Annotated in this window: 25 protein-coding genes; 14 read left to right on the forward strand and 11 right to left on the reverse strand. The window is 69.8% G+C overall.

Annotation, left to right across the window (positions count from 1 at the left end):
* The first annotated feature begins 96 nt into the window (after window positions 1–96).
* Window positions 97–1569 carry a helix-turn-helix domain-containing protein gene (locus tag JNB50_RS14435; RefSeq protein ID WP_208040854.1) on the forward strand — a complete coding sequence of 491 codons (1473 nt, stop codon included), beginning with the start codon at window positions 97–99 and terminating at the stop codon, window positions 1567–1569.
* Window positions 1570–1585: 16 nt separating this feature from the next.
* On the opposite strand, the gene JNB50_RS14440 is transcribed toward JNB50_RS14435, so the two are convergent.
* From JNB50_RS14440 to JNB50_RS14465, 6 genes are all read right to left on the reverse strand, one after another.
* On the reverse strand, window positions 1586–2038 hold the full coding sequence (locus JNB50_RS14440; protein WP_208040855.1) for a hypothetical protein: 453 nt from the start codon (window positions 2036–2038) through the stop codon (window positions 1586–1588).
* 31 nt (window positions 2039–2069) lie between these two features.
* The gene (locus JNB50_RS14445) at window positions 2070–3998 is read right to left on the reverse strand and encodes a cellulase family glycosylhydrolase (RefSeq protein WP_208040857.1); all 1929 of its coding nucleotides are present in this window, start codon (window positions 3996–3998) and stop codon (window positions 2070–2072) included.
* A 23-nt stretch (window positions 3999–4021) separates the two neighbouring features.
* Entirely contained in the window at window positions 4022–4861 is an 840-nt protein-coding gene (locus JNB50_RS14450; RefSeq protein WP_208040858.1) for a carbohydrate ABC transporter permease, read from the reverse strand.
* Window positions 4854–5828 carry a carbohydrate ABC transporter permease gene (locus JNB50_RS14455; protein ID WP_208040860.1) on the reverse strand — a complete coding sequence of 325 codons (975 nt, stop codon included), beginning with the start codon at window positions 5826–5828 and terminating at the stop codon, window positions 4854–4856. The genes JNB50_RS14450 and JNB50_RS14455 overlap by 8 nt, the downstream gene beginning before the upstream one ends.
* Before the next feature lie 73 nt (window positions 5829–5901).
* Window positions 5902–7206, reverse strand: coding sequence for an ABC transporter substrate-binding protein (locus JNB50_RS14460; protein ID WP_208040861.1), 1305 nt, complete (start codon window positions 7204–7206; stop codon window positions 5902–5904).
* Window positions 7207–7350: 144 nt separating this feature from the next.
* Complete coding sequence (locus JNB50_RS14465; RefSeq protein ID WP_208040862.1) at window positions 7351–8367, reverse strand: LacI family DNA-binding transcriptional regulator; 1017 nt, start codon at window positions 8365–8367, stop codon at window positions 7351–7353.
* A 166-nt stretch (window positions 8368–8533) separates the two neighbouring features.
* On the opposite strand from JNB50_RS14465, the gene JNB50_RS14470 reads away from it, so the two are divergent.
* The 6 genes from JNB50_RS14470 to JNB50_RS14495 are packed head-to-tail and all read left to right on the forward strand — an operon-like array spanning window position 8534 to window position 14541.
* On the forward strand, window positions 8534–9943 hold the full coding sequence (locus tag JNB50_RS14470) for an FAD-dependent oxidoreductase (RefSeq protein ID WP_307794727.1): 1410 nt from the start codon (window positions 8534–8536) through the stop codon (window positions 9941–9943).
* Between the two features lie 54 nt (window positions 9944–9997).
* On the forward strand, window positions 9998–11140 hold the full coding sequence (locus tag JNB50_RS14475) for an ABC transporter ATP-binding protein (RefSeq protein ID WP_208040864.1): 1143 nt from the start codon (window positions 9998–10000) through the stop codon (window positions 11138–11140).
* Window positions 11141–12322 carry a spermidine/putrescine ABC transporter substrate-binding protein gene (locus tag JNB50_RS14480; RefSeq protein ID WP_208040865.1) on the forward strand — a complete coding sequence of 394 codons (1182 nt, stop codon included), beginning with the start codon at window positions 11141–11143 and terminating at the stop codon, window positions 12320–12322.
* Complete coding sequence (locus JNB50_RS14485; RefSeq protein WP_208040867.1) at window positions 12319–13275, forward strand: ABC transporter permease; 957 nt, start codon at window positions 12319–12321, stop codon at window positions 13273–13275. Before JNB50_RS14480 ends, JNB50_RS14485 begins: the two co-directional genes overlap by 4 nt.
* Entirely contained in the window at window positions 13272–14156 is an 885-nt protein-coding gene (locus JNB50_RS14490; protein WP_208040869.1) for an ABC transporter permease, read from the forward strand. The genes JNB50_RS14485 and JNB50_RS14490 overlap by 4 nt, the downstream gene beginning before the upstream one ends.
* A gap of 37 nt (window positions 14157–14193) precedes the next feature.
* The gene (locus tag JNB50_RS14495; protein ID WP_208040870.1) at window positions 14194–14541 is read left to right on the forward strand and encodes a cupin domain-containing protein; all 348 of its coding nucleotides are present in this window, start codon (window positions 14194–14196) and stop codon (window positions 14539–14541) included.
* Window positions 14542–14583: 42 nt separating this feature from the next.
* Here JNB50_RS14495 and JNB50_RS14500 read toward each other — a convergent pair whose 3' ends face one another.
* Entirely contained in the window at window positions 14584–16134 is a 1551-nt protein-coding gene (locus tag JNB50_RS14500) for a PucR family transcriptional regulator (protein WP_243768490.1), read from the reverse strand.
* A 150-nt stretch (window positions 16135–16284) separates the two neighbouring features.
* Here JNB50_RS14500 and JNB50_RS14505 point away from each other — a divergent pair, with 150 nt between their 5' ends.
* From JNB50_RS14505 to JNB50_RS14525, 5 genes are all read left to right on the forward strand, one after another.
* Window positions 16285–17769, forward strand: a complete 1485-nt coding sequence (locus JNB50_RS14505; RefSeq protein WP_208040872.1) for a CoA-acylating methylmalonate-semialdehyde dehydrogenase — start codon at window positions 16285–16287, stop codon at window positions 17767–17769.
* Window positions 17770–17800: 31 nt separating this feature from the next.
* Window positions 17801–19219: an aspartate aminotransferase family protein gene (locus JNB50_RS14510; protein ID WP_208040874.1), complete on the forward strand. Its 1419-nt coding sequence runs from the start codon at window positions 17801–17803 to the stop codon at window positions 19217–19219.
* A 106-nt stretch (window positions 19220–19325) separates the two neighbouring features.
* Window positions 19326–20447: an NYN domain-containing protein gene (locus JNB50_RS14515; protein ID WP_208040876.1), complete on the forward strand. Its 1122-nt coding sequence runs from the start codon at window positions 19326–19328 to the stop codon at window positions 20445–20447.
* Window positions 20444–20890: a hypothetical protein gene (locus JNB50_RS14520; protein ID WP_208040878.1), complete on the forward strand. Its 447-nt coding sequence runs from the start codon at window positions 20444–20446 to the stop codon at window positions 20888–20890. Before JNB50_RS14515 ends, JNB50_RS14520 begins: the two co-directional genes overlap by 4 nt.
* A gap of 42 nt (window positions 20891–20932) precedes the next feature.
* Window positions 20933–21868: an NADP-dependent oxidoreductase gene (locus JNB50_RS14525; RefSeq protein WP_208040880.1), complete on the forward strand. Its 936-nt coding sequence runs from the start codon at window positions 20933–20935 to the stop codon at window positions 21866–21868.
* Between the two features lie 25 nt (window positions 21869–21893).
* Here JNB50_RS14525 and JNB50_RS14530 read toward each other — a convergent pair whose 3' ends face one another.
* A complete protein-coding gene (locus JNB50_RS14530; RefSeq protein WP_208040882.1) occupies window positions 21894–23279 on the reverse strand; it encodes a glutamate decarboxylase in 1386 nt (461 codons plus the stop codon).
* Window positions 23280–23394: 115 nt separating this feature from the next.
* Here JNB50_RS14530 and JNB50_RS14535 point away from each other — a divergent pair, with 115 nt between their 5' ends.
* On the forward strand, window positions 23395–23907 hold the full coding sequence (locus tag JNB50_RS14535) for a hypothetical protein (protein WP_208040883.1): 513 nt from the start codon (window positions 23395–23397) through the stop codon (window positions 23905–23907).
* A gap of 8 nt (window positions 23908–23915) precedes the next feature.
* Here the strand turns inward: JNB50_RS14535 and JNB50_RS14540 are convergent, their stop codons facing one another.
* Window positions 23916–24161, reverse strand: a complete 246-nt coding sequence (locus tag JNB50_RS14540) for a hypothetical protein (protein ID WP_208040885.1) — start codon at window positions 24159–24161, stop codon at window positions 23916–23918.
* Window positions 24162–24248: 87 nt separating this feature from the next.
* Between JNB50_RS14540 and JNB50_RS14545 the strand changes: the two genes are divergently transcribed.
* Window positions 24249–25052, forward strand: coding sequence for a nucleotidyltransferase domain-containing protein (locus JNB50_RS14545; protein WP_208040886.1), 804 nt, complete (start codon window positions 24249–24251; stop codon window positions 25050–25052).
* Here JNB50_RS14545 and JNB50_RS14550 read toward each other — a convergent pair.
* Together JNB50_RS14550 and JNB50_RS14555 are read right to left on the reverse strand one after the other, a co-directional pair.
* A complete protein-coding gene (locus tag JNB50_RS14550) occupies window positions 25039–25359 on the reverse strand; it encodes a hypothetical protein (protein ID WP_208040888.1) in 321 nt (106 codons plus the stop codon). The two genes, JNB50_RS14545 and JNB50_RS14550, sit on opposite strands and share 14 nt — an antisense overlap.
* Window position 25360: 1 nt before the next feature.
* Complete coding sequence (locus JNB50_RS14555) at window positions 25361–25726, reverse strand: hypothetical protein (RefSeq protein WP_208040889.1); 366 nt, start codon at window positions 25724–25726, stop codon at window positions 25361–25363.
* Window positions 25727–25745 lie beyond the last annotated feature (19 nt).

The following is a 25745-nucleotide window of genomic DNA, read 5'->3' on the forward strand; positions in this document are numbered from 1 at the left end:
TGCCCACCTCGCAACACCCACGGAGAGGATCCGTCGACAGAAATTCCCAGGTTCTTCTGTTTGCCAGAACTCCGGTCGAGTGTCACCATGGCCTGCATGACCGACACCGCTGTCGCGGTCGATGACGAGACCACCGCGACCGACGCACTCACCCTCGGCCGCCGCGTGCGCGCCTACCGACTCGAGAGGGGCCTGACCCTGGAGGCGCTGGCCACCGCCATCGACCGTGCACCCTCACAGGTGTCGGCGATCGAGAACGGCAACCGCGAACCGCGACTCGCGCAGCTGCGCGCCATCGCCGCGGCCCTCGGGGTCACCGTGGACGACCTCCTCGCCCCCGACGCCCCCGACGAGCGGGCGGCCCTCGAGATCGCCGTGGAGCGCGCCCAGCGCGGCCCGGTGTTCGCGGCGCTCGGCATCGACCCGGTGCGGGTATCGAAGTCGACTCCGGACGCGACGCTGCGGGCCATCCTCGCCCTGCACCAGGAGGTCGGCAGGCTGCACCGCGAACGGGCCGCGACCCCGGAGGAGGCCCGCCGCGCCAACGCCGAGCTGCGAGCCACGATGCGCGCCCGCGACAACTATTTCGCCGACTTGGAGGCCATCGCCGCCGACCTGCTCGGCGCCGTCGGGCACACCGGTGGCCCGGTCTCGCACCAGACCGTCGCCGACATGGCCGACCGCCTCGGGTTCTCGCTGCACTACGTCGGCGACCTGCCGCACTCCACCCGCTCGGTGACCGACAAGCGCAACGGCCGCATCTACCTTCCGACCGAGCAGTCGGCCTCTCGGGACTCCCGCTCCCCCATCCTGCAGGCGTTCGCCTCCCAGCTGCTCGGGCACGACGAGCCGCGAAATTACGCCGACTTTCTGCGGCAGCGCGTGGAGACCAACTACCTGACCGCCGCGCTGCTGCTCCCGGAGAAGGACGCTGTCGCGTTCCTGACCGAGGCCAAGAACTTCCGGCGCATCTCGATGGAGGACCTCCGCGACGCCTTCGCGGTGTCGTACGAGACCGCCTGCCACCGGTTCACGAACCTCGCGACCGCGCGGCTCGGCATCCCCGTGCACTTCATGAAGGTGCACGAGTCCGGAACGATCATCAAGGCATACGAGAACGACTCCGTCGCCTTCCCGTCCGACGCGCTGGGCGCCATCGAGGGGACGCCGGTCTGCCGCAGCTGGACCGCGCGGACCGTGTTCGACGTGGCCGACCGGTTCAGCCCGTACTACCAGTACACCGACACCCCGCGCGGAACCTTCTGGTGCACCTCCCGCATCGAGAAGGCCAAGGAGGGCGACTACTCGGTGAGCGTCGGCGTGCCGTTCGCGCACGTGAAGTGGTTCCGCGGGCGCGAGACGACGCACCGCGCGGTCTCGCGCTGTCCGGACGAGTCCTGCTGCCGACGGCCGTCCGGCGCGCTGGCGGAACGCTGGGAGGGGATGGCGTGGCCCGCGGCACGCACACCCACCTCACTGCTCGCCGCGCTGCCCACCGGGACGTTCCCCGGCGTGGACGCGACGGAGGTCTACGACTTCCTGGAGCGCCACGCGCCCGTCGCGCCCTGAGTCCGCCGGGGGCGGCTCAGACGTCTTTCCACGTCCAACCGTCGATGTGCGGCGCGCTGGCCGTGCCACTCATGAAACAAATGAAGGCGATGGACCCCGCGCCCTCGACTGGTCGGGACGGCTCGATGAACACATACACGGTCGTGGCGCCGTCTCCGTCAATGTTCAGGGTGGTCGTCGACGAGAACGGGCGGATCGTCGCACCCTCGTCGTGAACGACGTACTGGTCCTGGGCGACCTTTACGCACGCGTTCCAAGCGCTCTGCGCATCGAGTGGGGCCGCCGGCGGCTCCGTCGTCGAGGTCGCCGACGGAGCCGGCAACGTTGCGACCGGTGTCGGCGTGGTGGCGGCCGGTGACACGCTCGTACCCGCCGGCGCCAGCCTCGGTGTGCATGCGCTCAGCGCAGCCGCCACGACGAGCGCGGCGCCGACGGCCAGAGCTTTCGAGAGGACCCCCCGATTGAACATGTTCTCAGAATAGGGTGTCCGGCGGTCGTGTCTACTCCAGCACCAGCTCGCGAACGGCCACGCCGTACGGGGCGAGCGCCAGCTCGGCTCCGGGCTCGCCGCCCAGCGTGCGCAACTCCCCCGCCACCTGCGGCCGAACGGTGACCGCCGTCGCGTGCTGCGAGACGAACACCACGAACCGACGACCGTCGTCGTGCACCAGCGTGTCGACGAAGACCCGCGGGTCGTCCAGGCGCACGTCGCGCTCCACGTCGGCCACCGAGGCCAGCGCGTCGTACAGCTTCCAGGTGTCCTCCGGGTTGGCCCGCGCCCGCCCCGACGCGAAGAACTCGATCGGATACGTGCACAGCACCGCTCGGCCCGCTCCGTGCTCCTTCACCACGATCGCCGGCCGGCCGTGTGCGTCCACCGCCACCACGGTCCCGGAGGTCGCGCGCACCGGCAGGAACGTCCGGCCGTTCTCGTTTCCGGCGGCCGGGAACGACAGTGTCGTCCCGGCCGTCAGCCCGGCGAAGTCGTGCACGAAGCGCAGGGTCGCGACTTCGTCGGTCACCGGTTCGGCCAGCCCGTAGGACGAGGCCGGCCTGACCCCGAAGAGCGCCTCCGTGTTCGCCCACCACGGCCCGCGCTGCACGCCGCTGTCGCCGTGGGAGTAGGAGGCGTAGACGGTCGCGCCCTCGCGGGCCAGGTCCTCCAGCTGCAGCCAGGAGGTCGCGCACAGCTGCTTGACCGACGGCAGCAGGTACAGGCCGTAGCCGGCCGGGATCCCGCCGTCCTCGCGCTCGCGGATCACCGCGACCGGGATGTGCGCCTCGTGCGCGGCGAGATACGACTGCTCGCCGGTCACGACGATGTGCGCGCGCTCCTCCTCCTGCGTGAACGGATAGTCGGCCTCCAGGTGCGACGGCACGACGATGGCCGCATCGACCGGGGTGCGCTGCACGTTCGGGAGGTCGATCGCAGCGAGGTCGGCGGCGAATCGCGCGAGCTCCCGCAGCGGGGGCTTGGGGGCACCCGTGCGGTCGGTGATGCCGAAGTGCATCTCGAACGGGTGGTGCGAGTACGGGCGCTGGGCGGCGAGGTCGTCGTAGTCGGTGTTGTTCCAGGCGATCCACCCGGTCGCGCCCGCCAGCAGCGTCGTGTAGAGCAGCTGCCGGTAATACGACGCTGCGCCCTCGTCCGAGACGAAGTCGCTAGTGAGGCCGAACTCCTCCATGATCACCGGGAGGCCGCCCACACCTGCGAGCTCGGCGATGTACGCCGCCTTTAGGTGCTGCCGGGTCTGGTCGGTCTCCATCCGGTACACGTGAGGGCCGACGAAGTCGGTGTGGCGAGCGAGGTCGCGCACCGAGAAGCCGTTGTCGTGGCCCGTCGTCTCGATCCCCCAGGCGCCGTCACCGACCGACACCGGCTGGGTGCCGCCGCCGGCGCGCACGGCGTCGACCAGCAGGGACGCCCACGCGTCGACGACAGGGCGCGGCGCCTCGCCTCCGTAGATCGGCATCTCGTTCGTCAGCAGCCAGCCGGAGACCGCCGGATGCGCGGCGAATCGCGCCGTGAGCTCCCGCACGTACCAGGCCTGACGGCCGACGAACCAGACATCGCTGTAGAGGTCGCGCCCCTCCCGCCAGGACGGATCCCAGTTCTCCCCCGACATGTGGCCGACCAGGAACGTCGGCACGGTCGTCATCCCCACTTCCGTGTGCGCGTCGAGGAAGTCGGCGAAGTTGGCCAGGCATTGCTCGTCGAGGGTGTCCGGCGTGGGGTGGAAGTCCGGCCAGTAGAAGAACGACCTGGTCATGTTCAGCCCGTGGTCGGCGAGCACGCGCAGCTCCTCGCGGAGGATCGCGGGGTCGTAGCGCTTCCACATGAGCGGTCCTCCGGTGCGCGACCAGAAGTTCGCTCCGAGCCAGACCACGGGTGCGTCTCCGACCGTGAGGACAGGGGATGGACGATCCATGCTTCCTTCCGGGTTCCGTGATCTCACTTGACCGCGCCGGCGGTCAAGCCGGCGACGAAGTTGCGCTGCAGCAGCAGGAAGGCGACGACGATCGGGATCGACACCACGAGCGAAGCCGCCATGATCTGGTTCCAGTACACGTTCGTCTGCGTCGAGTAGAGCTGCAGGCCGACCGCGAGCGTGCGGTTCTCGTCCGTTGTCATCACGGATGCGAAGAGCACCTCACCCCAACTGGTCATGAAGGAGTAGATCGCGACGGCGATGAGCCCGGGCCGGGCAGCCGGGAGCACGACGTGCCAGAGGGCACCCATCGGGCCGGAGCCGTCGACCTTCGCGGCCTCGTCGAGTTCGCGCGGGATGCCGTCGAAGTAGCCGGCGAGCATCCAGATCGAGAACGGCAGCACGAACGTGAAGTAGGTGATGATGAGGCCCCAGCGGGTGCCGACGAGCTGGATGCCGACCGCCTGGTTGATGTTCACGAAGATCAGGAACAGCGGAAGCAGGAACAGGACGCCGGGGAACATCTGCGTCGACAGCACGGTCGTCGTGAAGACGTTGCGGCCCTTGAACCGGTAGCGCGAGACGGCGTACGCGGCGAAGACGGCGATCACCAGGCTGATGAGCGTCGCAGCACTCGACACGATGAGGCTGTTGACGAAGTACGACGCCAGCGGCACGGTCGTCCACATGTCGATGAACGGCTGGAAGGTGATCGACTGCGGCCACCAGGTGAAGGCGCCCTGCACTTCCGACAGCGGCTTCATCGACGAGGTCACCATCACGTACAGCGGCACCACGGTGAAGATCGTCAGGAAGACGACGACGACCCAGCGGAAGACGTGGGAAGAGCGGGTTTCACGCATCGCGGTTCCTCCGGTTGACGGCAAGCAGGTAGATGCCCGTGACGACGAGCAGGAACAGCAGCAGGAGCACGCTCATCGCGGCGCCGGAGCCGAAGTTCCAGGTCAGGAACGAGGCGTTGTAGATGTGGAACGAGATCAGGTCGCCCGCCGCGGGCTGGGCCGTGCTCCCGAAGAGCACGTACGGCGTGTTGAAGTCGTTGAACGTCCAGAGGAACATCACGAGCAGCAGCACGGAGTTGACCGGGCGGAGCATCGGCAGGGCGATCGAGCGCCACTGCCGGAAGGGCTTGGCACCGTCCACGGCCGAGGCCTCGTAGACCTCCGACGAGATCGACTGGAGGCCGGCCATCAGCATCAGGAAGGCGAACGGCCAGAGCCTCCAGATGGCGACGATGACGATGGCCCAGAACGCGTTCGGCCCGATCAGCCAGAACGGCTTGTCGCCGGGGAGCCCCAGGTTGTCGTACAGGAAGTGGTTGATCGCTCCCGTGTCCTTCTGGAACATGAACTTCCACGTGATGATGCCGGCATAGAGCGGCAGCGCGTAGGGCACGAGGAACAGGGTGCGGAACAGCGCGCGCCCGCGGAAGCGGCCCTGGAGGGCGACCGCCGCGGCCATCCCGAGCACCCAGGAGAGACCGACGACCAGGATGGTGAAGCCGACGGTCACGAAGAACGACCGCAGCAGGCCGGCGCCGACCGAGCCGTTGAAATCGAGCGCGACCTGATAGTTCTTGAGGCCGATGAACGGCGCCTCTCCCCAGTTCGCGATGAAGAACTTGGTGAGCTGCAGGAAGCTGATCCAGATGCCCGTGAGCATCGGGACGACGTGGATGAGCAGCTCGAATACGACCGCGGGTGCGAGCAGCAGGAAGGGCAGCCACCAGCCCTTGGGCCGCTTGCGTCTCGGTGCCGGGGCCGGTTTCTGCGCGGCCGCCGGTCCGCGGACGTCTGTCGTCGTCGACATGGGTCTCCTTCAGGTGGTACGTGCTCGCCGGGCGGGATCGGCCTCCCGCCCGGCGAGCGTGTCGTTCAGAGCGTCAGCCGCCGATCGACTGCTTGACCTGGTCCTGCGCGGTCTGCAGCGCCGACTTGATGTCGGAGTCGGAGACCGTGCCGCCCGTGGCGATCTTGGCGAACATGTCGTTCATCGCCTTGCCGACGGTGTTCTCGAACTGGTCCTCGGCCGGCACCAGCGGCAGAGGCTTGGACATCTCGTTGTAGATCTTCTGGAACGTGGCGGCCTCGTCCGCGTTGTCGGTGAAGTTCGGCTTGGCGCCGTTCAGCACCGGCAGCGTCGCGTACGGCTTGCCGAGCGTGGACTGCACCGACTCGCTCGTCATGTACTTGACGAACTCGAGGGCGGCGTCCTTGTTCTTGGTGTTCTTGAAGATCGACAGGTTGATGCCGGCGACGTGGCTCGCGACCGGCTTGCCACCCTCGGGCGACGGGAACGGCACGACGCCGTACGCGTCGGACTTCATGCCGTTGGCGTTGATCGACGAGTCGGCGTTGTTCTGGCTGAGGATCATCGCGACCTTGCCGGTGGCGAAGTCGTTGACCGCCTGCACGCCGTTGTCGTACTGGGCGTTGGAGGTGTTCACGACCTTGTCGGTCTGCATGAGGTCGAGGTAGCGCTTGATGCCGTCGATGTTCGCCTGGCTGGTGAACGTCGGGTTGCCCTTGGTGTCGAACCACTCGCCGCCGTTCTGCGCCGAGTTGATGAACGCGAAGTGCGCGTTCTCGGTGTAGCTGCCGGCCGCGAGCGAGAAGCCGTACTGGCTGCCGGTGGTCAGCTTCTTGGCGTCGGTGACCAGCTCCTCCCAGTTGGTCGGCGGCTGCACACCGGCGTCGGAGAACATCTTCTTGTTGTAGTAGAGGCCGTACGCGAGACCGTAGAGCGGAACACTGGTGGGCGTCTTGCCGGCGGCGCCGCCGGTGTCGAGCGCGGTCTTCACGAACTTGTCGCTGCCCCCGATGGCCTTCATCTCGCTGTCGCCGAACGGCAGGAAGGCGCCGGTCGCCTGCAGGGAGGCTGCCCAGGTGTTGCCGATGTTCAGCACGTCGGGACCCTGTCCGGAGGTGACCGCGGTCTGGATGCGCGTCTGCAGGTCGTTCCAGCCGATGACCTCGAGCTTGACCTTGACGCCGGTTTTCTTGGTGAAGTCGTCCAGCACCGGGGTGAGTACCTGCTTGTCGTTGTCGAGGCTGGTCCCCTGGTTGCTGGCCCAGTAGGTGATGGTCGACCCGCTGGCCGACGACGACGAACCATTGCTGCTGCAGCCCGCCGCCACGAGCGAGATCGTGGCCGCCAGCGCTGCCGCGGCGATGACGCGTTTCCTCATTGTGACTCCTTCGTCTCTTGATGGGTGCGTCGCCGCTCCCGTCCCCGGGGAGCGCACGTGACACCAGGGCGACTATAACTGAACCGGTTCAGTGATTCCAAGAGTTGATCGCAGGAGAATCCGGTGTATATCGGATACGTTTTCTCAGGCCGGCTGTGCCCGAACGCTCGTCGACCGCACGATCAGCTCGGAGGGCCGTGCGGTGCGGGTCGCCGTCTCGACCCCGGAGAGCTCGTCCAGCAGCATCCGGGTGGCGCGCCTGCCCTGCTCCTCGGGGAAGCGGGCGAGCGCCGTGAGCGGGTGCGAGCCCAGGCGGCAGATCAGCGAGTCGTCCCAGCTGACCAGAGCGATGTCGTCCCTGCCCCGGCGCGACAGTGCGGCCTGGGCGCCGAGCGCGAGCAGGTCGTTCGAGGTCACGATCGCGGTCAGCCCGGGGTCGCCGGCGTGGGCAGCCGCGATGCGCTCGCCGGCCTCCATCGAATAGTCCGAGGGCTCCGACGCGGCCTGCATGCCGTGTTCGGCCGCGAACCGGGCGATCGCAGCGGCGCGCTCCTGCTCGTGCTCGAACTCCTGCGGTCCCTGGATGTGCAGGATGCGGCGGTGACCCAGCGCGTGCAGGTGGTCGACCAGCACTCTGGCGTCGCCGAACGCGTCGTAGAGCAGCACGCGGCCCGGAGCCGTCGACTCGTCGTTGCCGTGCAGCACGAATGCCAGGCCGAGCTCGTCGAGCAATGCAGGTCGCGGGTCGCCGACCACGATATCGAAGAGCATCACGCCATCGACGCGCCGCTCTGCGCTCCAGCGCCGGTAGGCGGCGAGATCCTGGCCGTTCGAGGTGCCGACCATCCGCAGCAGCAGCGATTGGCCGCTCTCGGCGAGCTCGGCCTCCACCCCGGCCAGGAGGCTCATGTAGTACGGCTCGGTGCCGAGTAGGCCGGGGTCGCGGCGCAGCACGATCCCGATCGCGTCGGACCGGGCGCGGGAGAGCGCGCGGGCGCTCGAGCTGGGATGCCAGCCGAGCTCCTCCGCGAGGTCGAGGACGCGGCGGCGGGTGTCGTCGCTCACGCCGGGCTGGCCGTTGAGCGCGTACGACACCGACGCCTTGGACAGCCCGAGCCGGTCGGCGAGGCCGCCGATCGTCACCCGCGTCGCTGACACCATCGACCGCTCCCTTCGCACGCCGGACGGGCCAAGAGTACATCGGACTGAAGCGGTTCAGCGCACACCCCGGCACCGGACGCTTTGCATGGAGTCCTCCCGGATTCCCGACGATCGGATCGGCCACGACCCGGAAGAATGGCCGGAACCCATCTCAGAGAGGTCTCCCGTGGCCAGCACCACCGTGTTCGAACGTCAGCGTCCCAACGACTCGGTCGTCGCCCACGCGCTCGCTCCCGCTCGGCAGGGGGTGTTCTGGATCGAAGACGCGCCCGGCGACTCCTACCCGCGCGTGAGCGGCGACCTGAGCTGCGACCTCGCCGTCGTCGGCGGTGGCTACTCGGGCCTCTGGACCGCGCTGCTGGCCAAGCGCGAGAATCCGGACGCCCGGGTCGTCCTCCTCGAGGGCCGGCGGATCGGCTGGGCCGCCTCCGGACGCAACGGCGGCTTCTGCGAGGCCAGCCTCACCCACGGCGACGAGAACGGCCGCAGCCGGTTCCCGGAGGAGTTCGACGTCCTCCAACGGCTCGGGATGAAGAACCTCGACGAGATCGAGGCCGCCGTCGCCGAGCTGTCTCTCGACGCGGAGTTCGAGCGCAACGGTGCCATCGACCTGGCGACGGAGCCGCACCAGGTGGAGTGGCTGCGCGAAGCGGCGGAGGGACCGGACGCGCGCTTCCTCGACGCGGCGGCCGTGCAAGCCGAAGTGCACTCCCCGACGTACCTCGGCGGCCTCCTCCGCACCAGGGACTCGGCGTTGGTCCACCCCGCCAAGCTCGCCAGAGCCCTCGCCCGGGCGTGCGCGGCGGCCGGGGTCGAGATCTTCGAGCACTCCCCCGTCGAGGGCATCGGCGACGGCACCACGCTGTACACACCGGCGGGCGTCGTCCGCTCGAGGCGCACGGCGCTGGCGACCAACGTGTTCCCCAGCCTGCTCAAGCGCAACCGCCTGGCCACGGTCCCCGTCTACGACTACGTGCTGATGACCGAGCCGCTCTCCACCGAGCAGCTGGCGTCGATCGGCTGGTCGGGACGACAGGGGCTGGGCGACTCCGCGAACCAGTTCCACTATTACCGGCTGACCCGCGACAACCGCATCCTCTTCGGCGGCTACGACGCCATCTACCACTTCGGCGGACGCGTCCGCGAGCGCTACGAGGACCGCCCGGAGACGTTCCGGAGGCTGGCGAGCCACTTCTTCACGACCTTCCCGCAGCTCGAGGGGCTCACCTTCACGCATCGCTGGGCCGGCGCGATCGACACCTGCAGCCGGTTCTGCGCGTTCTTCGGCACCGCGCGCGACGGCAAGGTCGCCTACGCGACCGGCTACACCGGGCTGGGGGTCGCCGCGACCCACTTCGGCGCGCAGGTGATGCTCGATCTGCTGGAGGGTCGATCGACGGAGCGCACCGAGCTGGCGATGGTCCGCAGCCGGCCGTTGCCGTTCCCGCCAGAGCCCGCTGCCGCGATCGGCATCAACCTGACCAGGTGGTCGCTGAACCGCGCCGACCACCGCGAGGGCGAGCGCAACCTCTTCCTCCGGACGCTCGACGCCGTCGGGCTCGGCTTCGACTCGTGAGCACCCGGCACCGGCGCCGGGCCGCCCTCCTCCCCCGCTAGAAAGGACGATGCTGTGACAACAGCCACCTCCTCCCCGTCATCGACGGCCTCTCCGCCCGACCAGGACGGCTCGGTCCGCCTGCACGGCGTGACGAAGCGGTTCGGTGACGCTACGGCCGTCGACCGGATCGACCTCGACGTGCACAGCGGCGAGTTCCTCTCGCTCCTCGGCCCGTCGGGCTGCGGCAAGACGACGCTGCTGCGCATGATCGCGGGATTCGAGCAGCCGGACGCCGGCGACATCCTGGTCGGAGGCACGAGTGTCCTGCGCACCCCTCCGCACAAGCGGCCCGTGAACACCGTGTTCCAGTCATACGCGCTGTTCCCGCACATGACCGTGGCCGAGAACGTGGCGTACGGCCTCCGCCAGAAGCGCGTGCCGCGGGCCGAGATCGCGCAGCGGGTACGGGATGCGCTGGAGCTCTCGCGCATGGGCTCGTTCGCCGACCGCAGCCCGCAGAAGCTGTCGGGCGGCCAGCAGCAGCGCGTCGCCCTCGCGCGCGCCCTGGTCAACCGGCCGCGCGTGCTGCTGCTCGACGAGCCGATGTCGGCACTCGACCGCAAACTGCGCGAAGAGATGCAGATCGAGCTGAAGCTGCTGCAGCGCCAGCTGGGGATCACGTTCGTGTTCGTGACGCACGACCAGCAGGAGGCCCTGTCCATGAGCGACAGGATCGTCGTCATGCAGGGCGGCCACATCGAACAGCTCGGCGGCACCGAGGAGATCTACACGAACCCGGCGACGGCCTTCGTGGCGGGCTTCATCGGCAAGCAGAACTTCATCGACGCGGCAGTGCAGTCCGACGGGGCCCTGCTGGCGGCCGACGGCGTCGTGAGCGCCGCCCACGCCGACGCCCTCCTGCGGCACAGCGCACGACCCGGCGAGCGCGTGCGCGCCGCCATCCGTGCCGAGGCGATCACGGTCACGGCATCGCGGCCGTCCGGCTCCGCCCTGGCGGGCACCCTCGCCGGCATCTCGTTCCTCGGCGACGCCATCCAGTACGTCGTCGTGACCGATTCGGGACTCGAGCTGATCTCCCGGGTCGCGCCGTCGCGTGCGGAGCAGCTCACCACCGGCGCACGGGTGTGGTGCGGCTGGAGCGACGACGCCCTGCACGTCTTCGCCGCCACTGAGCCGAACGAGGAGGCTGCGTAGATGGTGGGCTCCACCGCGCGCACCGCCGACGTCGTCGCGCTCATCCCCCGCGCGTCCTCCGCGCGGATCAGCCGGCGGGCGCTGCTCGGCGGTTTCGCGCTCGGCGCGGCCGGCCTCGCGCTGAGCGCCTGCAGCCGGCAGACCGCCTTCGGCGCGTCAGCCCGGGCCGACGGCGTGATCGAGAGCCAGTTGAACGTCTACAGCTGGGGCGACTACGACGACCCGGGCAACATCAGCGCGTTCCAGAAGGCATCGGGCGTGACCGTGCAGCTCGACTCGTACGGATCCAACGAGGAGATGATCGCCAAGCTCGGCGCCACCCGGGGCACCAGCGGCTACGACATCGTCGTGCCCACCGGCAACTACGTGCCGATGATGGTCGCCAACGGCCTGCTGCAGAAGCTCGACCACTCACGCCTGAAGAACCTGCACAACCTGGAGGCCGCGTACACGAACCAGTCGTGGGACCGCGGCAACGTCTACACCGTCTGCAAAGACTGGGGCACGACCGGGTTCGCATACGACACGAACGTGATCACGCGCCCGATGACCTCGTGGGCCGACTTCCTCGACGCCGCCCAGAAGGAGGCGAGCCGCAACGTGGCCGTGCTGGAGGACCCGTGGGAGGTCACCAGCATGTACTTCGCGGCCAACGGCATCGACCCGAACACCACGGACAAGGCGCACCTCGACGCCGCAGAGAAGTACCTCGTCGGCACCCTCGCACCGCACCTCAAGGCGTTCAACTCCACGGCGGTCACCTCCGGCATCCCCGAGGGCACCTTCGCCCTCATCCAGGCGTTCAACGGCGACGCCCGGCAGGGGATGCTGGCGAGCGGCAAGATCCCCGCGAACTGGAAGTTCGTGTATCCGACGCCGACCGCGAACCTGTGGATGGACACCTGGGCCCTCGCGACCGGCGCCCAGCACCCGGATGCCGCCTATGCGTTCATCGACGCGATCCTCGAGCCCGACGCCTCCTACAAGGAGGTCGACTACATCGGCTACTCGACGGGCGTGAAGGGACTCCGGGAGCGCGCGGAGAAGGAGAAGTTCGACCTGCCCGAGCTGGTGTTCCCGTCCGACGACGTGATCGCCCGGCTGACTCCGGCCGAGCTCAACGACGCGGCGGAGCGGCTCGTGCAGATCGTGAACCGGATGATGGCGAAGGCGGGATCATGACGGCGACAGCGCAGACCACGGCCCTCGACGGCTCCCGCAGGCGCACCGGGCCGCCCGGCGCCCGCAAGCGGATCTCCGGCACGACGGTCGCCGGCTTCCCGACCTGGGCGTTCGTGCTGTTCTTCTTCATCGTCCCGCTCGCCCTGGTGCTCTGGTACAGCTTCGGCTACAAGCCCGACCTGTTCTCGGCGCACGCCAACGACCGGCTCTCGTTCGACCGGTACGCGGAGGCACTCGACGCGACCTTCCTCGGCACCTTCCTGAACACCCTGCGCATCGGGCTGGTCGGCACCGCGATCTGCCTGGTCATCGCCGTTCCCTTCGCGTACTGGCTCGCGGTCAAGCTCAAACCGCAGTACCGGGCGCTGGCCCTCGCGCTCGTGCTCGTGCCGTTCTGGACGAACTTCCTCGTGCGCACCCTGGGCTGGCAGATCGTGCTCTCCCCCCAGGGATTCCTCTCGCAGCTCCTGCAGAGCACCGGGCTCCTGCACGGCAAGCTCGACGTGCTCTACACCCAGGCAGCAGTGCAGCTCGGTGTGGTCTACAACTACCTGCCGTTGATGATCCTCCCGCTCTACGTCGCGATGGACCGGGCCGGCCGGCCGCTGCGGGAGGCGAGCGCGGACCTCGGCGCGAACCGCGTCCGCACGTTCCTGCAGGTGACGCTGCCGCTCGCCGCGCCCGGCATCGCATCCGGCTGCCTGCTCGTCTTCATCCCGCTGATGGGCGACTACGTCACCGCCTCCGTGCTCGGCGGCGCACAGGGCAACATGGTGGGGCAGTTGGTCGCGAGCCAGTTCAACACCGCGCAGAACTGGGCGCTCGGCTCGGCGATGGCCGTGCTGCTGATGCTGTTCATCGCCGCAGCGGTCGTCATCGTCGGCGGGCTGGCCCTGCTGGTCCGCCTCGTGGTGCGCCGATCGCGCCGCGTCGAGCTGGGAGGTGCCGCATGACCGGGACGACGATGGAGCGGCCGACGCCCCGCCGCGCGCGCCGCGACGGCGTCGCGATCGGGCTGACCGTCTGGGGCGTGCTGGTCTTCGCGTTCCTGTTCCTGCCGATCATCGTGATGCTGGCCTACTCCTTCAACACCGGCAGGCTGCTCGCGACCTGGCAGGGTTTCGGCTTCGACGCCTATGCGAACGCCTGGGCGAACCCGGTGATCCGGGCCTCGGTGGTCACCTCGCTGGAAGCAGCCGTCGGAGCAGCCGTCGTCTCCACCCTGCTCGGCACGCTGGGCGGGCTCGCGCTCGCCCGCGCGGCCCGGCGGGCGCCGTGGGTGCTCTGGGCCACCCTGCTGCTGACGATCACGCTGTTCACGCCCGAGATCGTCGATGCGATCTCGATGCTCCCCTGGTTCGTCAGCCTGGGCACCGATTTCGGCATCGGCGTGTTCAGCAACGGCATGGTGCGCCTCGTCGTGTCGCACGCCGTCCTGTCGGTGGCCGTCGTCACCTTCATCGTGCGGGCCAGGATGCAGGGCATGGACGAGTCGCTGGAGGAGGCCGCGGCCGACCTCTACGCCCCTCCGCTCAAGCGGTTCTGGCAGATCACCCTTCCGGTGGCCAGCCCAGCGATCTGGGCGGGCGCCCTGATGTCGTTCACGCTGAGCCTCGACAACACGATCGTGTCGAGCTTCGTGCAGGTGCCGGGCGCGACGCCGTGGCCGGTGTACATCTTCAGCTCGCTGCGCGTCGGGCTTCGACCCGAGATCGCCGCGGTCTCGGCGGTGATGTTCGTGCTCACGCTGGTGGCGCTCGCTGTCGTCGCCCTGGTGCTGCGCAGGAGTGGGGCCTCCACGGAGGACATGGCGAAGACGCTGGCGAGCGCATGACCGGGCGACCGCTGCGACGAGAGACGAGACGAGGAACATGGACATCCTGAACGAGACCACGAGTGTGCCCGCACTGGGGCTTCCCCTGCATGCCGTTCCCGGCGACGAGCTGACGGCTCTGGCCGAGCTCGGGCGCTTCGGCGGACCGGACGGCCGGGCGCTGGAGGTCGGGATCTGGGAGATGGCGCCGGGCACGGCCACCGATGTGGAGGCGGACGAGCTCTTCGTGGTGATCGCGGGTCGGGCCGTCGTCGACTTCACCGAGACAGGACGCCGGCTGGAGCTCGCACCCGGCGACGTCGTGCGGCTCTCGGCCGGAGACCGGACGGTCTGGACGGTGTCGGAGACGCTGCGGAAGGTCTACCTGACGGCGGCGGCCGACTGACCGACGCCGCGCCGGGCGGCGATCAGCCCCGCGCCCTCCTGATCAGCCCCGCACCCTCCTGGCCAGCACCGCCGCGTGCAGCGCGCCGACGGTCTCGCCGTCGTCGAGGTCGAGGCCCAGGAGGTCCTCGATGAGCGCGATCCGCTGGTAGAAGACCGAGCGCGAGAGGTGACTCGCCGCGGCGGCACGGGTCCTGTTGCCGGGATGGCTCAGGTACGCCCGCAGCACCTCGACCAGGTCGCCGTCGTTGGCGAGGTCGTACTCGATCAGGGGGCGCAACATCCGCTCCGAGTACTCCTGCAGCCGCGGGTCGTCCCCGAACGCCGTCACCAGACGCAGGAGGGGCCTGCTCTCGGCCCGCTGCACGACGGCGTGCCGACCGCGCCCGCCCGCGCCGCGCCCGCTCAGCTCGACGGCCTCCTCGACGGACGAGAGCAGCCCGGGGATGCCGTGAGCGTCCGATCCGACCCCGACGACCGCGGCGTCCCCGCTGGCGAGGGCCTCGGCTACGGCGTCCGCCGCCGGGCGGCCGGCGCGCGCCGACACCGCGAGCACCAGCAGTCCGGGCGACGACGGATGTGCGGCGGCGATCGCCTGCGCACCGGCCGCCGTCGCCGCCTCGACCGCTCTGCCTGCGGCACCAGGCTCGACGCGACCCGACCGACTGCGGACGGCGACGCCCGCGAGCACACGACCGGCGACCGGGAACCCCGCGGCCTCGAACCGTGCGGCCATGCCGCCGTCCCGCGAGAACCGACGCCCCAGCAGGGCGGCGAGGAGAGCGTCGTGGCTGCGCCGGATCCACTCGTCGTCGTCGCGGTCGGCGAGGCGGCTGAGCGCAAGTGCCACGGCGGCCTGTTCGAGCACGCTGGAGCGGCCGGCGGGGTGCGGTTCGCCGGGGAGCGCGACCAGGTGCCCCCAGCGCATCCCGCGCGCCTCCACCGGGGTCATCGTCCAGCCGGGCTCGCCCGCCCCGCGATGAGCGGCGCGCGAGCGCTGCTCCCAGCGGTCAAGCTCCGCTTCGCCCTCCCCCACGTTCTCGGCGACGAGCACCTGGTGGCCGGTGTCCTCCAGCACGACGGGGCAGCCGAGCGCACGCGCCGCCTGCGCCACGATGAAGTCGGCAGGGCTGCCGCGCAGGCTGAGACCGGTGAAGAGCTCGCGGATCTCGTCGCGCGCCCGCAAAGCCACGGTCTGATCATCGATGATGCGTGCGTGCACCGCCTCGGTGATGGCGACGAATCGCGCCTCGCGGTGCAGCACGATGAACGGGAGGCCGGCGTCGCGGAACTCGTCGACCAGCGGCTGCGGGGCGACCGGCGTGCGGTCGCCGAGCTCCAGCACCAGGCCGGCGATCTCGGCTTCCGCGAGCTCGCGTCCCAGGCTGTGCAGGCCGCGCGCGTCGCGCGGCCAGGCGAGACCGGTGGCGAGCAGCAGCTCGCCGCCCGACACCAGCCGTGCGACGTCAGCGGTCTCCGCCACGTGCACCCAACGCACCAGGACGTCGAGGCCGCCCTCACCGGCGAGGACCTCGGGCAGGGCGTCCGCCATCGGGTCCATGCGCAGGATCTCCCTGACCGTCGGCAGGAGCATCCTCTCGCCTCCCGGACGATGTGTACTGTCTTGCCCGAACGCCCGACGATCTGGCATCACCGATCGCTCCTCCGCTCTGTGATCATGGGGATTGCAAGCCTACTTCCCTTCCGGGCATTCCGTCCGGCGCAGCACTTCCAGGAGGACTCCGTGGCCCTGATCCGCCACTTCGTGAACGGTGAGGAGACCGGCGAGCCGGCACGCCTCGGACCGGTCTTCGACCCCGCAACCGGCATCCGCCAGCACGACGTCGCGCTGGCCAGCGCCGCCGAGACCGAGGCCGCCATCGCCGCGGCGAAGGCCGCGCTTCCCGGCTGGCGCGCCACGAGCCTCACCAAGCGTGCGGACGTGCTCTTCCGCCTCCGCCACCTCCTCACCGAGCGGCGCGGCGAACTGGCGGCCATCGTGACGAGCGAGCACGGCAAGGTGCTCTCCGACGCCGCGGGCGAGATCGGCCGAGGGCTCGAGAACGTCGAGTTCGCGACCGGTCTGATCGACAAGCTCAAGGGCGAGTACAGCGAGCAGGTCTCCACCGGCATCGACGTGCACAGCGTCAAGCAGCCGGTCGGGGTCGTCGCGTGCATCACGCCGTTCAACTTCCCGGTGATGGTGCCGCTGTGGATGGTCGCCAGCGCGATCGCCTGCGGCAACACCGTCGTGCTCAAGCCCAGCGAGAAGGACCCGTCGGCGTCTGTCTACCTCGCCAAGCTCTTCGCCGAGGCCGGCCTGCCCGCCGGCGTCCTCAACGTCGTGCACGGCGACAAGGAGGCGGTCGACACCCTGCTCGACTCCCCGGACGTGTCGGCCGTCTCGTTCGTCGGGTCGACCCCGATCGCGCGGTCGATCTACCAGCGCGCGAGCGCGAACGGCAAGCGGGTGCAGGCGCTCGGCGGCGCCAAGAACCACATGGTGGTTCTCGAGGACGCCGACATCGAGGCCGCGGCCGACGCCGCCGTCTCCGCGGCGTACGGCTCGGCCGGCGAGCGCTGCATGGCGGTCAGCGTGCTCGTCGCGGTCGGCGAGGCCGGCGACAAGCTCGTCCCGGCCATCCAGCGACGCCTCGGGTCGCTCGCGATCGGCCCCGGCACCGACCCGGCCAGCGAGATGGGCCCGCTCATCACGCGCGAGCACCGCGACAAGGTCGCATCGTACGTCGCGAAGGCCGAGGCGGAGGGCGCAACGGTCGTCGTCGACGGAACGGCTCAGCAGTTCGACGGCGACGGCTTCTTCGTCGGCGTCAGCCTGATCGACGACGTCGCGCCCGGCATGGCCGTCTACGACGACGAGATCTTCGGTCCGGTGCTCTCGGTCGTGCGCGTCGACACCTTCGACGAGGCGGTCGCCCTGATCAACGCGAACCCCTACGGCAACGGCGTCGCGCTGTTCACGCGCGACGGCGGCGCCGCCCGCCAGTTCGAGTTCGAGATCGAGGTCGGCATGGTCGGCATCAACGTGCCGATCCCCGTCCCGGTCGGCGCCTACTCGTTCGGAGGCTGGAAGAACTCGCTGTTCGGCGACTCGCACATCTACGGTCCCGAGTCGTTCCACTTCTACACTCGCAGCAAGGTCGTGACCACGCGCTGGCCCGACCCGGTGCACTCGAAGATCGAGCTCGCCTTCCCTGGCAACTCCTGATCCGCAGACAGCTCTCGGAAGGATCATCCGCATGACCGACACCATCTCCCCCGCCACCGCCGCCCGCACGGGATTCACCGACCGCCGGGGAGTCGAGCACGCCTTCGGCGACTCCGACGCCGAGACGCAGGTGCGCAGCGACGACCGCAGCCACGTCTTCCACTCCTGGAGCGCGCAGGCGCAGATCGATCCGCTGCCGATTGCCGCGGGCGAGGGCTCGACGTTCTGGGACTACCAGGGCAACGCGTACCTCGACTTCAGCTCCCAGCTCGTCAACCTCAACCTGGGCCACCAGCACCCCGACCTGGTCGCCGCCATCCAGCAGCAGGCGGGTCGCCTCGCGACCATCCAGCCCTCGATGGCGAACGACGTCCGCGGAGAGCTCGCCCGCCGCATCGCCCGGGTCGCCCCCGGCACCCTGAACAAGGTGTTCTTCACCAACGGCGGCGCCGACGCCAACGAGTACGCCGTCCGGATGGCGCGACGGGTGACCGGGCGTCGCAAGGTGCTGTCGATGTACCGCTCTTACCACGGCGGCACCGCCACGGCGATCTCGCTCACGGGCGACCCACGGCGCTGGGCCAACGAGCCCAGCGACTCATCGGTGGCGCACTTCTTCGGGCCCTACCTCTACCGTTCGGCGTTCCACGCGACGACTCCGCAGGAAGAGACGCAGCGCGCGCTCGAACACCTCGAGAACGTCATCGTGCTCGAGGGCGCCGCCACGGTCGCCGCGATCATCATCGAGACGGTCGTCGGGACCAACGGCGTGCTGGTGCCGCCGCCCGGCTACCTCGCCGGCGTGCGCGCGCTCTGCGACAAGTACGGCATCGTCTACATCGCCGACGAGGTCATGGTCGGATTCGGCCGGGTCGGCGAGTGGTTCGCCGTCGACGCGTTCGATGTGGTCCCCGACCTGATCACGTTCGCGAAGGGCGTCAACTCCGGATACGTCCCGCTCGGCGGCGTCGTCATCTCCGACGCGATCGCCTCGTTCTTCGACGACGTGTCCTTCCAGGGCGGTCTGACGTACTCCGGCCACCCGCTGGCGTGCGCGGCCGGCGTCGCGACCTTCGACGTGTTCGAGCGCGACGGCATCCTGGAGCGCGTCCGCGACCTCGGCGAGCGCGTCGTCGAGCCTGAGATCACAGCCTGGCTCGACCGGCACCCCTCGCTGGGCGAGGTGCGCGGGCGCGGGCTGTTCTGGGCACTCGAGCTGGTGCGCGACCGCGAGACGCGGGAGCCGCTGGTCCCGTTCAACGCGGCGGGTGCCGACGCGGCGCCGATGGGCGCGGTCGCCGCGGCCTGCAAGGCTGCTGGCGTCTGGCCGTTCACCCACTTCAACCGCATCCACATCGCGCCGCCGCTCGTCATCGACGAGGGCGAGCTGCGTCGCGGCCTCGCCGCGATCGACGCCGCACTCACCGTCGCCGACGGCTACGTGAACTGACCCACCACCATCGCTTCCTCACTTTCTTCCGCAACACGCCGAGTGCAGCCGGGAGAAAGTGAGGAAGCGACGGCGGGGAGAGGGACCCCCGGGATATCGTGACTGCATGAGCGAACCTGGGGACGGCCGAGTCGCGGTCTACATCGACTTCGACAACATCATCATTTCGCGCTACGACCAGGTGCACGGCCGTGGCCAGTTCATGCGCGATCGGCAGAAGTCGGGCACGCAGCCGAAGCCGGCCTTCGTCGCGAAGCTGGCCGAAGCGCGCGTCGACCTCGGCGCCGTCATCGACTTCGCTTCGTCGTTCGGCACGCTCGTACTCACCCGCGCCTACGCGGACTGGTCCGCCGCCGTCAACGCGGAGTATCGCGGCCAGCTCGTCGGCCGGGCCGTGGACCTCGTGCAGCTCTTCCCCGCGGCGGCCTACGCCAAGAACGGCGCCGACATCCGCCTCGCTGTCGATGCCGTGGAGGATCTCTTCCGCCTCCCGGAGCTCACACATGTCGTGATCGTGGCGGGCGACTCAGACTACGTGCCGCTGGCCCAGCGCATCAAGCGCCTCGGGCGGTACGTCATCGGCATCGGCGTCGCCGGCTCGACGGCCCGCTCGCTCGCCGCCGCCTGCGACGAGTTCGTGAGCTACGACGACCTCCCCGGCATCGCACGCGACGAGGCGGCGACGGATGCCGCAGGGACGGTCGGCCCCGCGGAGCAGCCCGACACCGACGCCGAAGCGGACGCCGGAACAGCGGACGCCGACACCGACACCGCGGTGCAGGGTGCCGCGAGCGCAGCGACGACGTCGCGACGCGGTCGCACCGCCGCGGCGAAGCCGGACGCGAACACGCCTGAGGCCGAGCAGCCGAAGCGTCCGGCCCGCAAGCGTAAAGCGGCTGCACCCGAGGAGGAGCCGGAGGAGGAGCCGGCCGAAGACCCGCAGATCGTCGCCACCCGGCTGCTCGCGCGCGCCATGCAGCTCGGCCACGAGAAGGACGACGCGGAGTGGCTGCACAGCTCGTCGGTGAAAGGCCAGATGAAGCGGATGGACCCCTCGTTCAGCGAGAAGGCGCTCGGCTTCCGCTCGTTCAGCGACTTCATCAAGTCGCGGAGCTCCCTCGTCGAGCTCGACGACAGCTCCACCGCGCAGATGCTCCGGCTGGCGCCGACCCGCACGCGCCGTGCCCGCCACAGCGGCAAAGCCTCCGACACGGTGAACCCCTCGTGACCGGACAGCCCGCCGCGCCGCAGCCGCCCGCCGTGCCGTCTCCCGGGCGTCGTCCGGGCGTGGTGACGGCCGTCGCCGTGCTCTGCTGGGTCGTCGGCGCACTGGAGCTCGTGCTCAGCATCCTGGTGCTGGTGCTGTCGGCGGTGCCCGACGCGCTCCCCTCCACGCTGGCCGGGAGCCTGTTCGCGTCCTCGATCGGCTATCTGGTGGTCGCGCTCGCCTACCTCGCGGTCGGTTTCGGGGTCTTCCGCGGGGTCGACGTCGCTCGCGTCGTCGTGCTGCTCGCGAGTCTGGTCCACCTGGCCGTCGGGCTCTACACCGCGCTCACGAGCGAGCCGATCGCCGGGATCCTGTCGATGGGACTCGCGGTCGCGATCGCGCTTCCGCTCTGGGTCGGTCGAGGTGCGGCCTGGTTCGACGCCCGGCGCGCACCGCGAACCTGACATCCTGAGGCGGCGCACAGGATCCGCGGGTTGACTGTCGCCATGGCACGCGTGTGGTTGGCAGAGCAGTGGGGGTCCCCCGACACCTGGACGTTCGCGGAGCGGGAGGTTCCGCGTCCGGGGCGCGGCGAGGTCACCATCCGGGTGCACGCCGCCGGTGTCAATCCGGCCGACTACAAGCACGTCGCGAGCCCGCGTCCGGGTCTCGAGCTGCCCGCGCCGATCGGCTACGAGGTCGCCGGGGAGCTCGTGGAGCTCGGACCGGACACCGAGATCGCCTCGGGCGGCGGCGCCCCGGGCGATGCGGTGGTCGCGTTCCGGATCCGGGGCGGGTACGCCACCGAGCTCACGGTCCCGGCGGCCGACGTGTTCGCCAAGCCCGCGAGGCTGTCGGACGAGGAGGCCGCGAACCTGCTGCTCGCCGGCTCGACCGCCGCGCAGATGCTCGACGTCACACGCGTCGCCGCCGGGGACACCATCCTCGTGCACGGCGCCTCCGGAGCGGTCGGCGTCAGCATCCTGCAGCAGGCCGCCGAGTTGGACGCCCGCGTCATCGGCACGGCGAGCGAGGGCAGCTTCGCGCGGGTCCGCCGCTTCGGCGGCCTCCCCGTCGCCTACGGCCCCGGGCTCGCCGACCGGGTGCGCGCCGAGGCGAACGGACCGATCGCCGCGGCGCTCGACACCGTCGGCACGGAGGAGGCGGTGGAGGTGTCGCTCGCTCTCGTCGCCGATCGCGACCGCATCGTCACGATCGTCGCGTCCGGGCAAGCGAAGGCCGAAGGCTTCCACGCCATCGCCGGCGCGCAGCCCGAGAGCGCAGCGTTCCGCGACGCGGTGCGCCCGCGCCTCCTTCAGCTCGCAGCCGAGGGCCGCCTGCAGGTGCCGATCGCCCGCACCTACCCCCTGGCCGACGCGCCGGAAGCGCTCCGCTTCCTGGCGGGAGGGCACCCCGGCGGAAAGCTCGCGCTCCTCCCCTGACCGGCCGGGCGGCCGGCCCAGGCGCTCAGTGGTGGAACGGCACCCGCTTCGGGCCCGGCATGGGCGCCTGCAGCTCGTCGAGTTCGTGCACGGCGGCGGTGATCGCGTCCACCAGCCCGCCGGCGAGATCGCGGCTGAGGCCGTTGCGGATCACCGCGCGCTGCACCGTCACCTCGGTCAGCGCCTCGGGCATCGGATAGGCCGGCACCAGCCAGCCGTGCGCGCGCAGCCGCGCCGACAGGTCGTAGAGCGTCCAGAGCGAGTCGTGACCGTCTTTCAGCTGCCACGCGGTGACCGGGATGTCGGAGCCGTCCGTCCAGATGTCGAAGTGCGGGAGGGTGGCGACCTCGTCGGCCAGATAGCGGGCGACGTCGCGGGAGGCCGCCTGGACGCGGCGATAGCCGTCGAAGCCGAGCCGGAGGAACTGGTAGTACTGCAGCAGCACCTGCGCTCCCGGCCGTGAGAAGTTGAGCGCGAACGTCGGCATCTCGCCGCCGAGGTAGCTGACGCGGAAGACGAGGTCGTCGGGCAGCAGGTCCGCTTCCCGCCAGACCACCCAGCCGATGCCCGGGTAGACAAGCCCGTACTTGTGGCCGGAGGTGTTGATGGAGGCCACCCGCTCGAGGCGGAAGTCCCACTCGAGGTCCGGCTGCAGGAACGGCGCGACCATCGCCCCCGACGCTCCGTCGACGTGGATGGGCACGTCGAGGCCCGTGCGCCGCTGGAGGTCGTCGAGGGCGTCGCTGATCGCCTTCACCGGCTCGTACCTGCCGGTGTAGGTGACGCCCATGATGGCGACCACCCCGATGGTGTTCTCGTCGATGTACGCGTCGAGCTCGGCGCCGTCGAGGGTCGGATGCTCGAGCGAGATCGGCACGAACCGCGGCTCCACCTCGAAGTAGTTGCAGAACTTCTCCCAGCACACCTGCACGGCGGCGCTCATCACCAGGTTGGGCTTCTCGGTCGACAGCCCCGCCGAGCGCCGGCTGTGCTGCCACCGCCGCTTGAGGGCGAGCCCGCCGAGCATGCAGGCCTCCGACGAGCCGATGGTGGAGGTGCCGATCGAGCGGTCGGGGTGCGGGGCGTTCCACAGCCCGGCGAGCATCCGCCAGCACCGGGTCTCGATCGCGGCGGTCTGCGGGTACTCGTCCTTGTCGACGATGTTCTTGTCCACGGCCTCGGCGTACAGCCGCCCGGCCTGGTCTTCCATCCACGTGCCGACGAAGGTGGCGAGGTTCAACCGCGCATTGCCGTCGAGCATGGCCTCGTCGTGCACGACCTGGAACGCGGTATCGGGAAGCGACTCCCCGTCCGGAAGCTCGAACCGCGGGAACTCGGTCGCCTCCCCGGCCCGGGAGAACAGCGGATTGAGGCCGACCGCCTCGTCGGGAGACTCATAGCCCTGTCGCATGAGGCGAGCCTATCCGCGTCCGCCGGTTTCCGTCAGGGCATTCGCGTGCTAGCCTGACCATTGGAAATCTTAGATGCGATCTTCTTTCACGAGCTCCTCTTGTCCTACTGATCCCATGAGTGAATCGTCACGCGTGCTGCGGAGTCTCGCTGCCGTGCTCGCGACCGCGCTTCCATCGGTCCTGGCGTTCTGGTCATGGCTCGCGTGGGGCGGAGAAGTGCCGGAGTCCGTTGGAACTCATTGGTCCTCAAATGGGCCGGCGGATTGCGCGACCCCGACCGGAGAGTTCTTCGCCGCGACCTTCGCGGTGTCTACGGTCTCTGGAGGCATCGGCACGGTCGTGGCCGTCATCCCCCGCATCCATGCGAACGGCCAACGACTCGCTCTCCTCGCGTTGGGCAGCGTTTCGGCGGTTGCCGCCGCGCAATGGCTGGTGTCCGCCGGACTCACTCTCCACGCGGGCGACCCGTACCGCGCTGTGTTGGGCGCGTGGATCCTGGTGGTCCTCGGGTCATTCGCCTACGGCGTCATCCCGCTCCTGCTCGCTCCCCCAGCGACCAACGGACGACGCTCCCCCGACACGCACATCTCCCCCCAGCCCTCACGGCCGCGCCATAAGGGCTCCTAGCCGGTTGCTCATTCGACCTGCAGCTGCGTCCGTGCGGGTGCCGGGCAGACGAGGAAGGCGTGGCCGTGGTCGCGCTCCATCGTGTGCTCGTCGATCCGACGGGTGCAGAGCGGGCACGTCGCCGCGTCCGTCCTCGGCGCCTCCTGGTCGTACGGGCCGAGAGGGGGCGGGCCGAGGACGGGGAGCAGCTTGGCGTCCAGCCATTCGGCCGCACGTTCGGCACGAGTGCCGAGCCGGCTCTCCACCTTGTCCATGCTTCGATGGTAGGCCGGTCTCCGCCGTCCGAGGCTGCCTCGCAGCGGGCGTCCAGGCCGCTCGAAGGGTGCCGATAGCATCAGGTCATGCGCGCCATCCCCGACACCCTTGACCCCGGGATCGTCGCGGCGATCGACCGCCGACTCGCGCGCGTGTGCGAGGAGCACGGGGTCACGATCCCGCTGGCCGTGGAGAGCGGGAGCCGCGCGTGGGGATTCCCGTCTCCGGACAGCGACTACGACGCCCGTTTCCTCTTCGTTCGACCGGTCGACGACTATCTGCGGCTGACCCCGCTCCGCGATGTGGTGGAGACACCGTTGGACGCCGTCTTCGACCTCAACGGGTGGGACGTACGCAAAGCTCTCGGTCTGTTGGTGCGGGGAAACGCGACCGTGACCGAGTGGCTGCGCTCGCCGATCGTGTACGGGGGCGACCCCGCGTTCGTCGGCGGGATGCTGGAACTCGCCGACCGGATCGTGGACCGGGAGCGGGTGCTCGACCACTACCTCCACGTCGGCGGGCGCCACATCGCCGACTCCGGAGGCAAGCTCAAGCGGTTCTTCTACGCGCTTCGGCCCGCCGCCGCGCTGCGGTGGCTCCGGGTGCACCCCGGTCACGCTGTCGCTCCCATGGACCTGCCGACCCTCACGGCCGAGAACGGGTCTCCCGACGACGTCGCCCAGGCGATCGCCGAGCTCATCGAGCGGAAGGCGGTCACGCGCGAGCTGGGCGGCGGCGAGCCTCCACGGCTCCTCACCCGATTCGTCGAGCACGAGCTCGCCATTGCCGAGGAGCGACAGACCGCACCGCGATCGGATCTCGCCGCGGGCGCTCGGCAGGCGGACGAGTTCTTCCGCGAACTCGTGCTCCCGCGGATCAGCGGTCGCTGAACTCGCCGCTCTCCGCCGCGTCCTCCGGCATGATGACCATTCCGCCGGTGCGCTGGCTGGTCTGCAGCAGCGCCTCCATCCAGCGCTCGTTGAGCGCGGGAGGCGGGCTGCCGAACACGAACGCCAGCGGCACCTCGCGGCTGATCCAGATACTCATGCGGCCTCCGCCCTGCTCGAGGGGGATCTCCCAGTTGAGCAGGAAGCTCTCGTGGCGGCGCAGTTTCGTCACGAGAGCGATCTTGACGTGCGACAGCGTGCGGTCGTCGAACTCGAACTCCCGGCCGCTGCCGTAGATCAGCGTCCCCACGTCAGTCGCCTTGACGCTTGGGGCGGGACTCCCGGTACGTCCCTTCCGGCAGCTCTTGGCGGATCTCGGCGCGCAGCTCGTCTTCCAGCATCAGGCCGGCGTTGCTGTTCGCCTTCTCCGTGAGGATCGTCAACCACTCCCGGTTGAGCTCGGGGAGCACGGGGTGCGCGAACACGAACTGCACGCTGATCGACGGGTCGAGCCAGATCGAGCGCAGCGTGGGCTCCGCGACCGTCGTGCGGTCCGTCCAGAGGAGCAGGAACCCCTCGCGTCTGCGCAGCTTCGTGGCGATCACCGCCTGCAGATGTGCCAGCACCCGGTCGTCGAACGTGAAGCCGTCGGCTCCGTCGTAGATCAGCGTTCCCATCGCGTCCTCTCCGGTTCAC

Origin of the sequence: Leifsonia sp. TF02-11 (assembly GCF_017565305.1) — a bacterium.
In the GTDB taxonomy this organism is placed as follows: domain Bacteria; phylum Actinomycetota; class Actinomycetes; order Actinomycetales; family Microbacteriaceae; genus Leifsonia.

Bases quoted from the DNA above. Each gene is read 5' to 3' on its own strand.
- JNB50_RS14435 (WP_208040854.1), top strand. From the start codon at position 97: ATGACCGACACCGCTGTCGCGGTCGATGACGAGACCACCGCGACCGAC.
- JNB50_RS14440 (WP_208040855.1), bottom strand. From the start codon at position 2,038: ATGTTCAATCGGGGGGTCCTCTCGAAAGCTCTGGCCGTCGGCGCCGCG.
- JNB50_RS14445 (WP_208040857.1), bottom strand. From the start codon at position 3,998: ATGGATCGTCCATCCCCTGTCCTCACGGTCGGAGACGCACCCGTGGTC.
- JNB50_RS14450 (WP_208040858.1), bottom strand. From the start codon at position 4,861: ATGCGTGAAACCCGCTCTTCCCACGTCTTCCGCTGGGTCGTCGTCGTC.
- JNB50_RS14455 (WP_208040860.1), bottom strand. From the start codon at position 5,828: ATGTCGACGACGACAGACGTCCGCGGACCGGCGGCCGCGCAGAAACCG.
- JNB50_RS14460 (WP_208040861.1), bottom strand. From the start codon at position 7,206: ATGAGGAAACGCGTCATCGCCGCGGCAGCGCTGGCGGCCACGATCTCG.
- JNB50_RS14465 (WP_208040862.1), bottom strand. From the start codon at position 8,367: ATGGTGTCAGCGACGCGGGTGACGATCGGCGGCCTCGCCGACCGGCTC.
- JNB50_RS14480 (WP_208040865.1), top strand. From the start codon at position 11,141: ATGGTGGGCTCCACCGCGCGCACCGCCGACGTCGTCGCGCTCATCCCC.
- JNB50_RS14485 (WP_208040867.1), top strand. From the start codon at position 12,319: ATGACGGCGACAGCGCAGACCACGGCCCTCGACGGCTCCCGCAGGCGC.
- JNB50_RS14490 (WP_208040869.1), top strand. From the start codon at position 13,272: ATGACCGGGACGACGATGGAGCGGCCGACGCCCCGCCGCGCGCGCCGC.
- JNB50_RS14495 (WP_208040870.1), top strand. From the start codon at position 14,194: ATGGACATCCTGAACGAGACCACGAGTGTGCCCGCACTGGGGCTTCCC.
- JNB50_RS14500 (WP_243768490.1), bottom strand. From the start codon at position 16,134: ATGCTCCTGCCGACGGTCAGGGAGATCCTGCGCATGGACCCGATGGCG.
- JNB50_RS14510 (WP_208040874.1), top strand. From the start codon at position 17,801: ATGACCGACACCATCTCCCCCGCCACCGCCGCCCGCACGGGATTCACC.
- JNB50_RS14515 (WP_208040876.1), top strand. From the start codon at position 19,326: ATGAGCGAACCTGGGGACGGCCGAGTCGCGGTCTACATCGACTTCGAC.
- JNB50_RS14525 (WP_208040880.1), top strand. From the start codon at position 20,933: ATGGCACGCGTGTGGTTGGCAGAGCAGTGGGGGTCCCCCGACACCTGG.
- JNB50_RS14530 (WP_208040882.1), bottom strand. From the start codon at position 23,279: ATGCGACAGGGCTATGAGTCTCCCGACGAGGCGGTCGGCCTCAATCCG.
- JNB50_RS14535 (WP_208040883.1), top strand. From the start codon at position 23,395: ATGAGTGAATCGTCACGCGTGCTGCGGAGTCTCGCTGCCGTGCTCGCG.
- JNB50_RS14540 (WP_208040885.1), bottom strand. From the start codon at position 24,161: ATGGACAAGGTGGAGAGCCGGCTCGGCACTCGTGCCGAACGTGCGGCC.
- JNB50_RS14545 (WP_208040886.1), top strand. From the start codon at position 24,249: ATGCGCGCCATCCCCGACACCCTTGACCCCGGGATCGTCGCGGCGATC.
- JNB50_RS14555 (WP_208040889.1), bottom strand. From the start codon at position 25,726: ATGGGAACGCTGATCTACGACGGAGCCGACGGCTTCACGTTCGACGAC.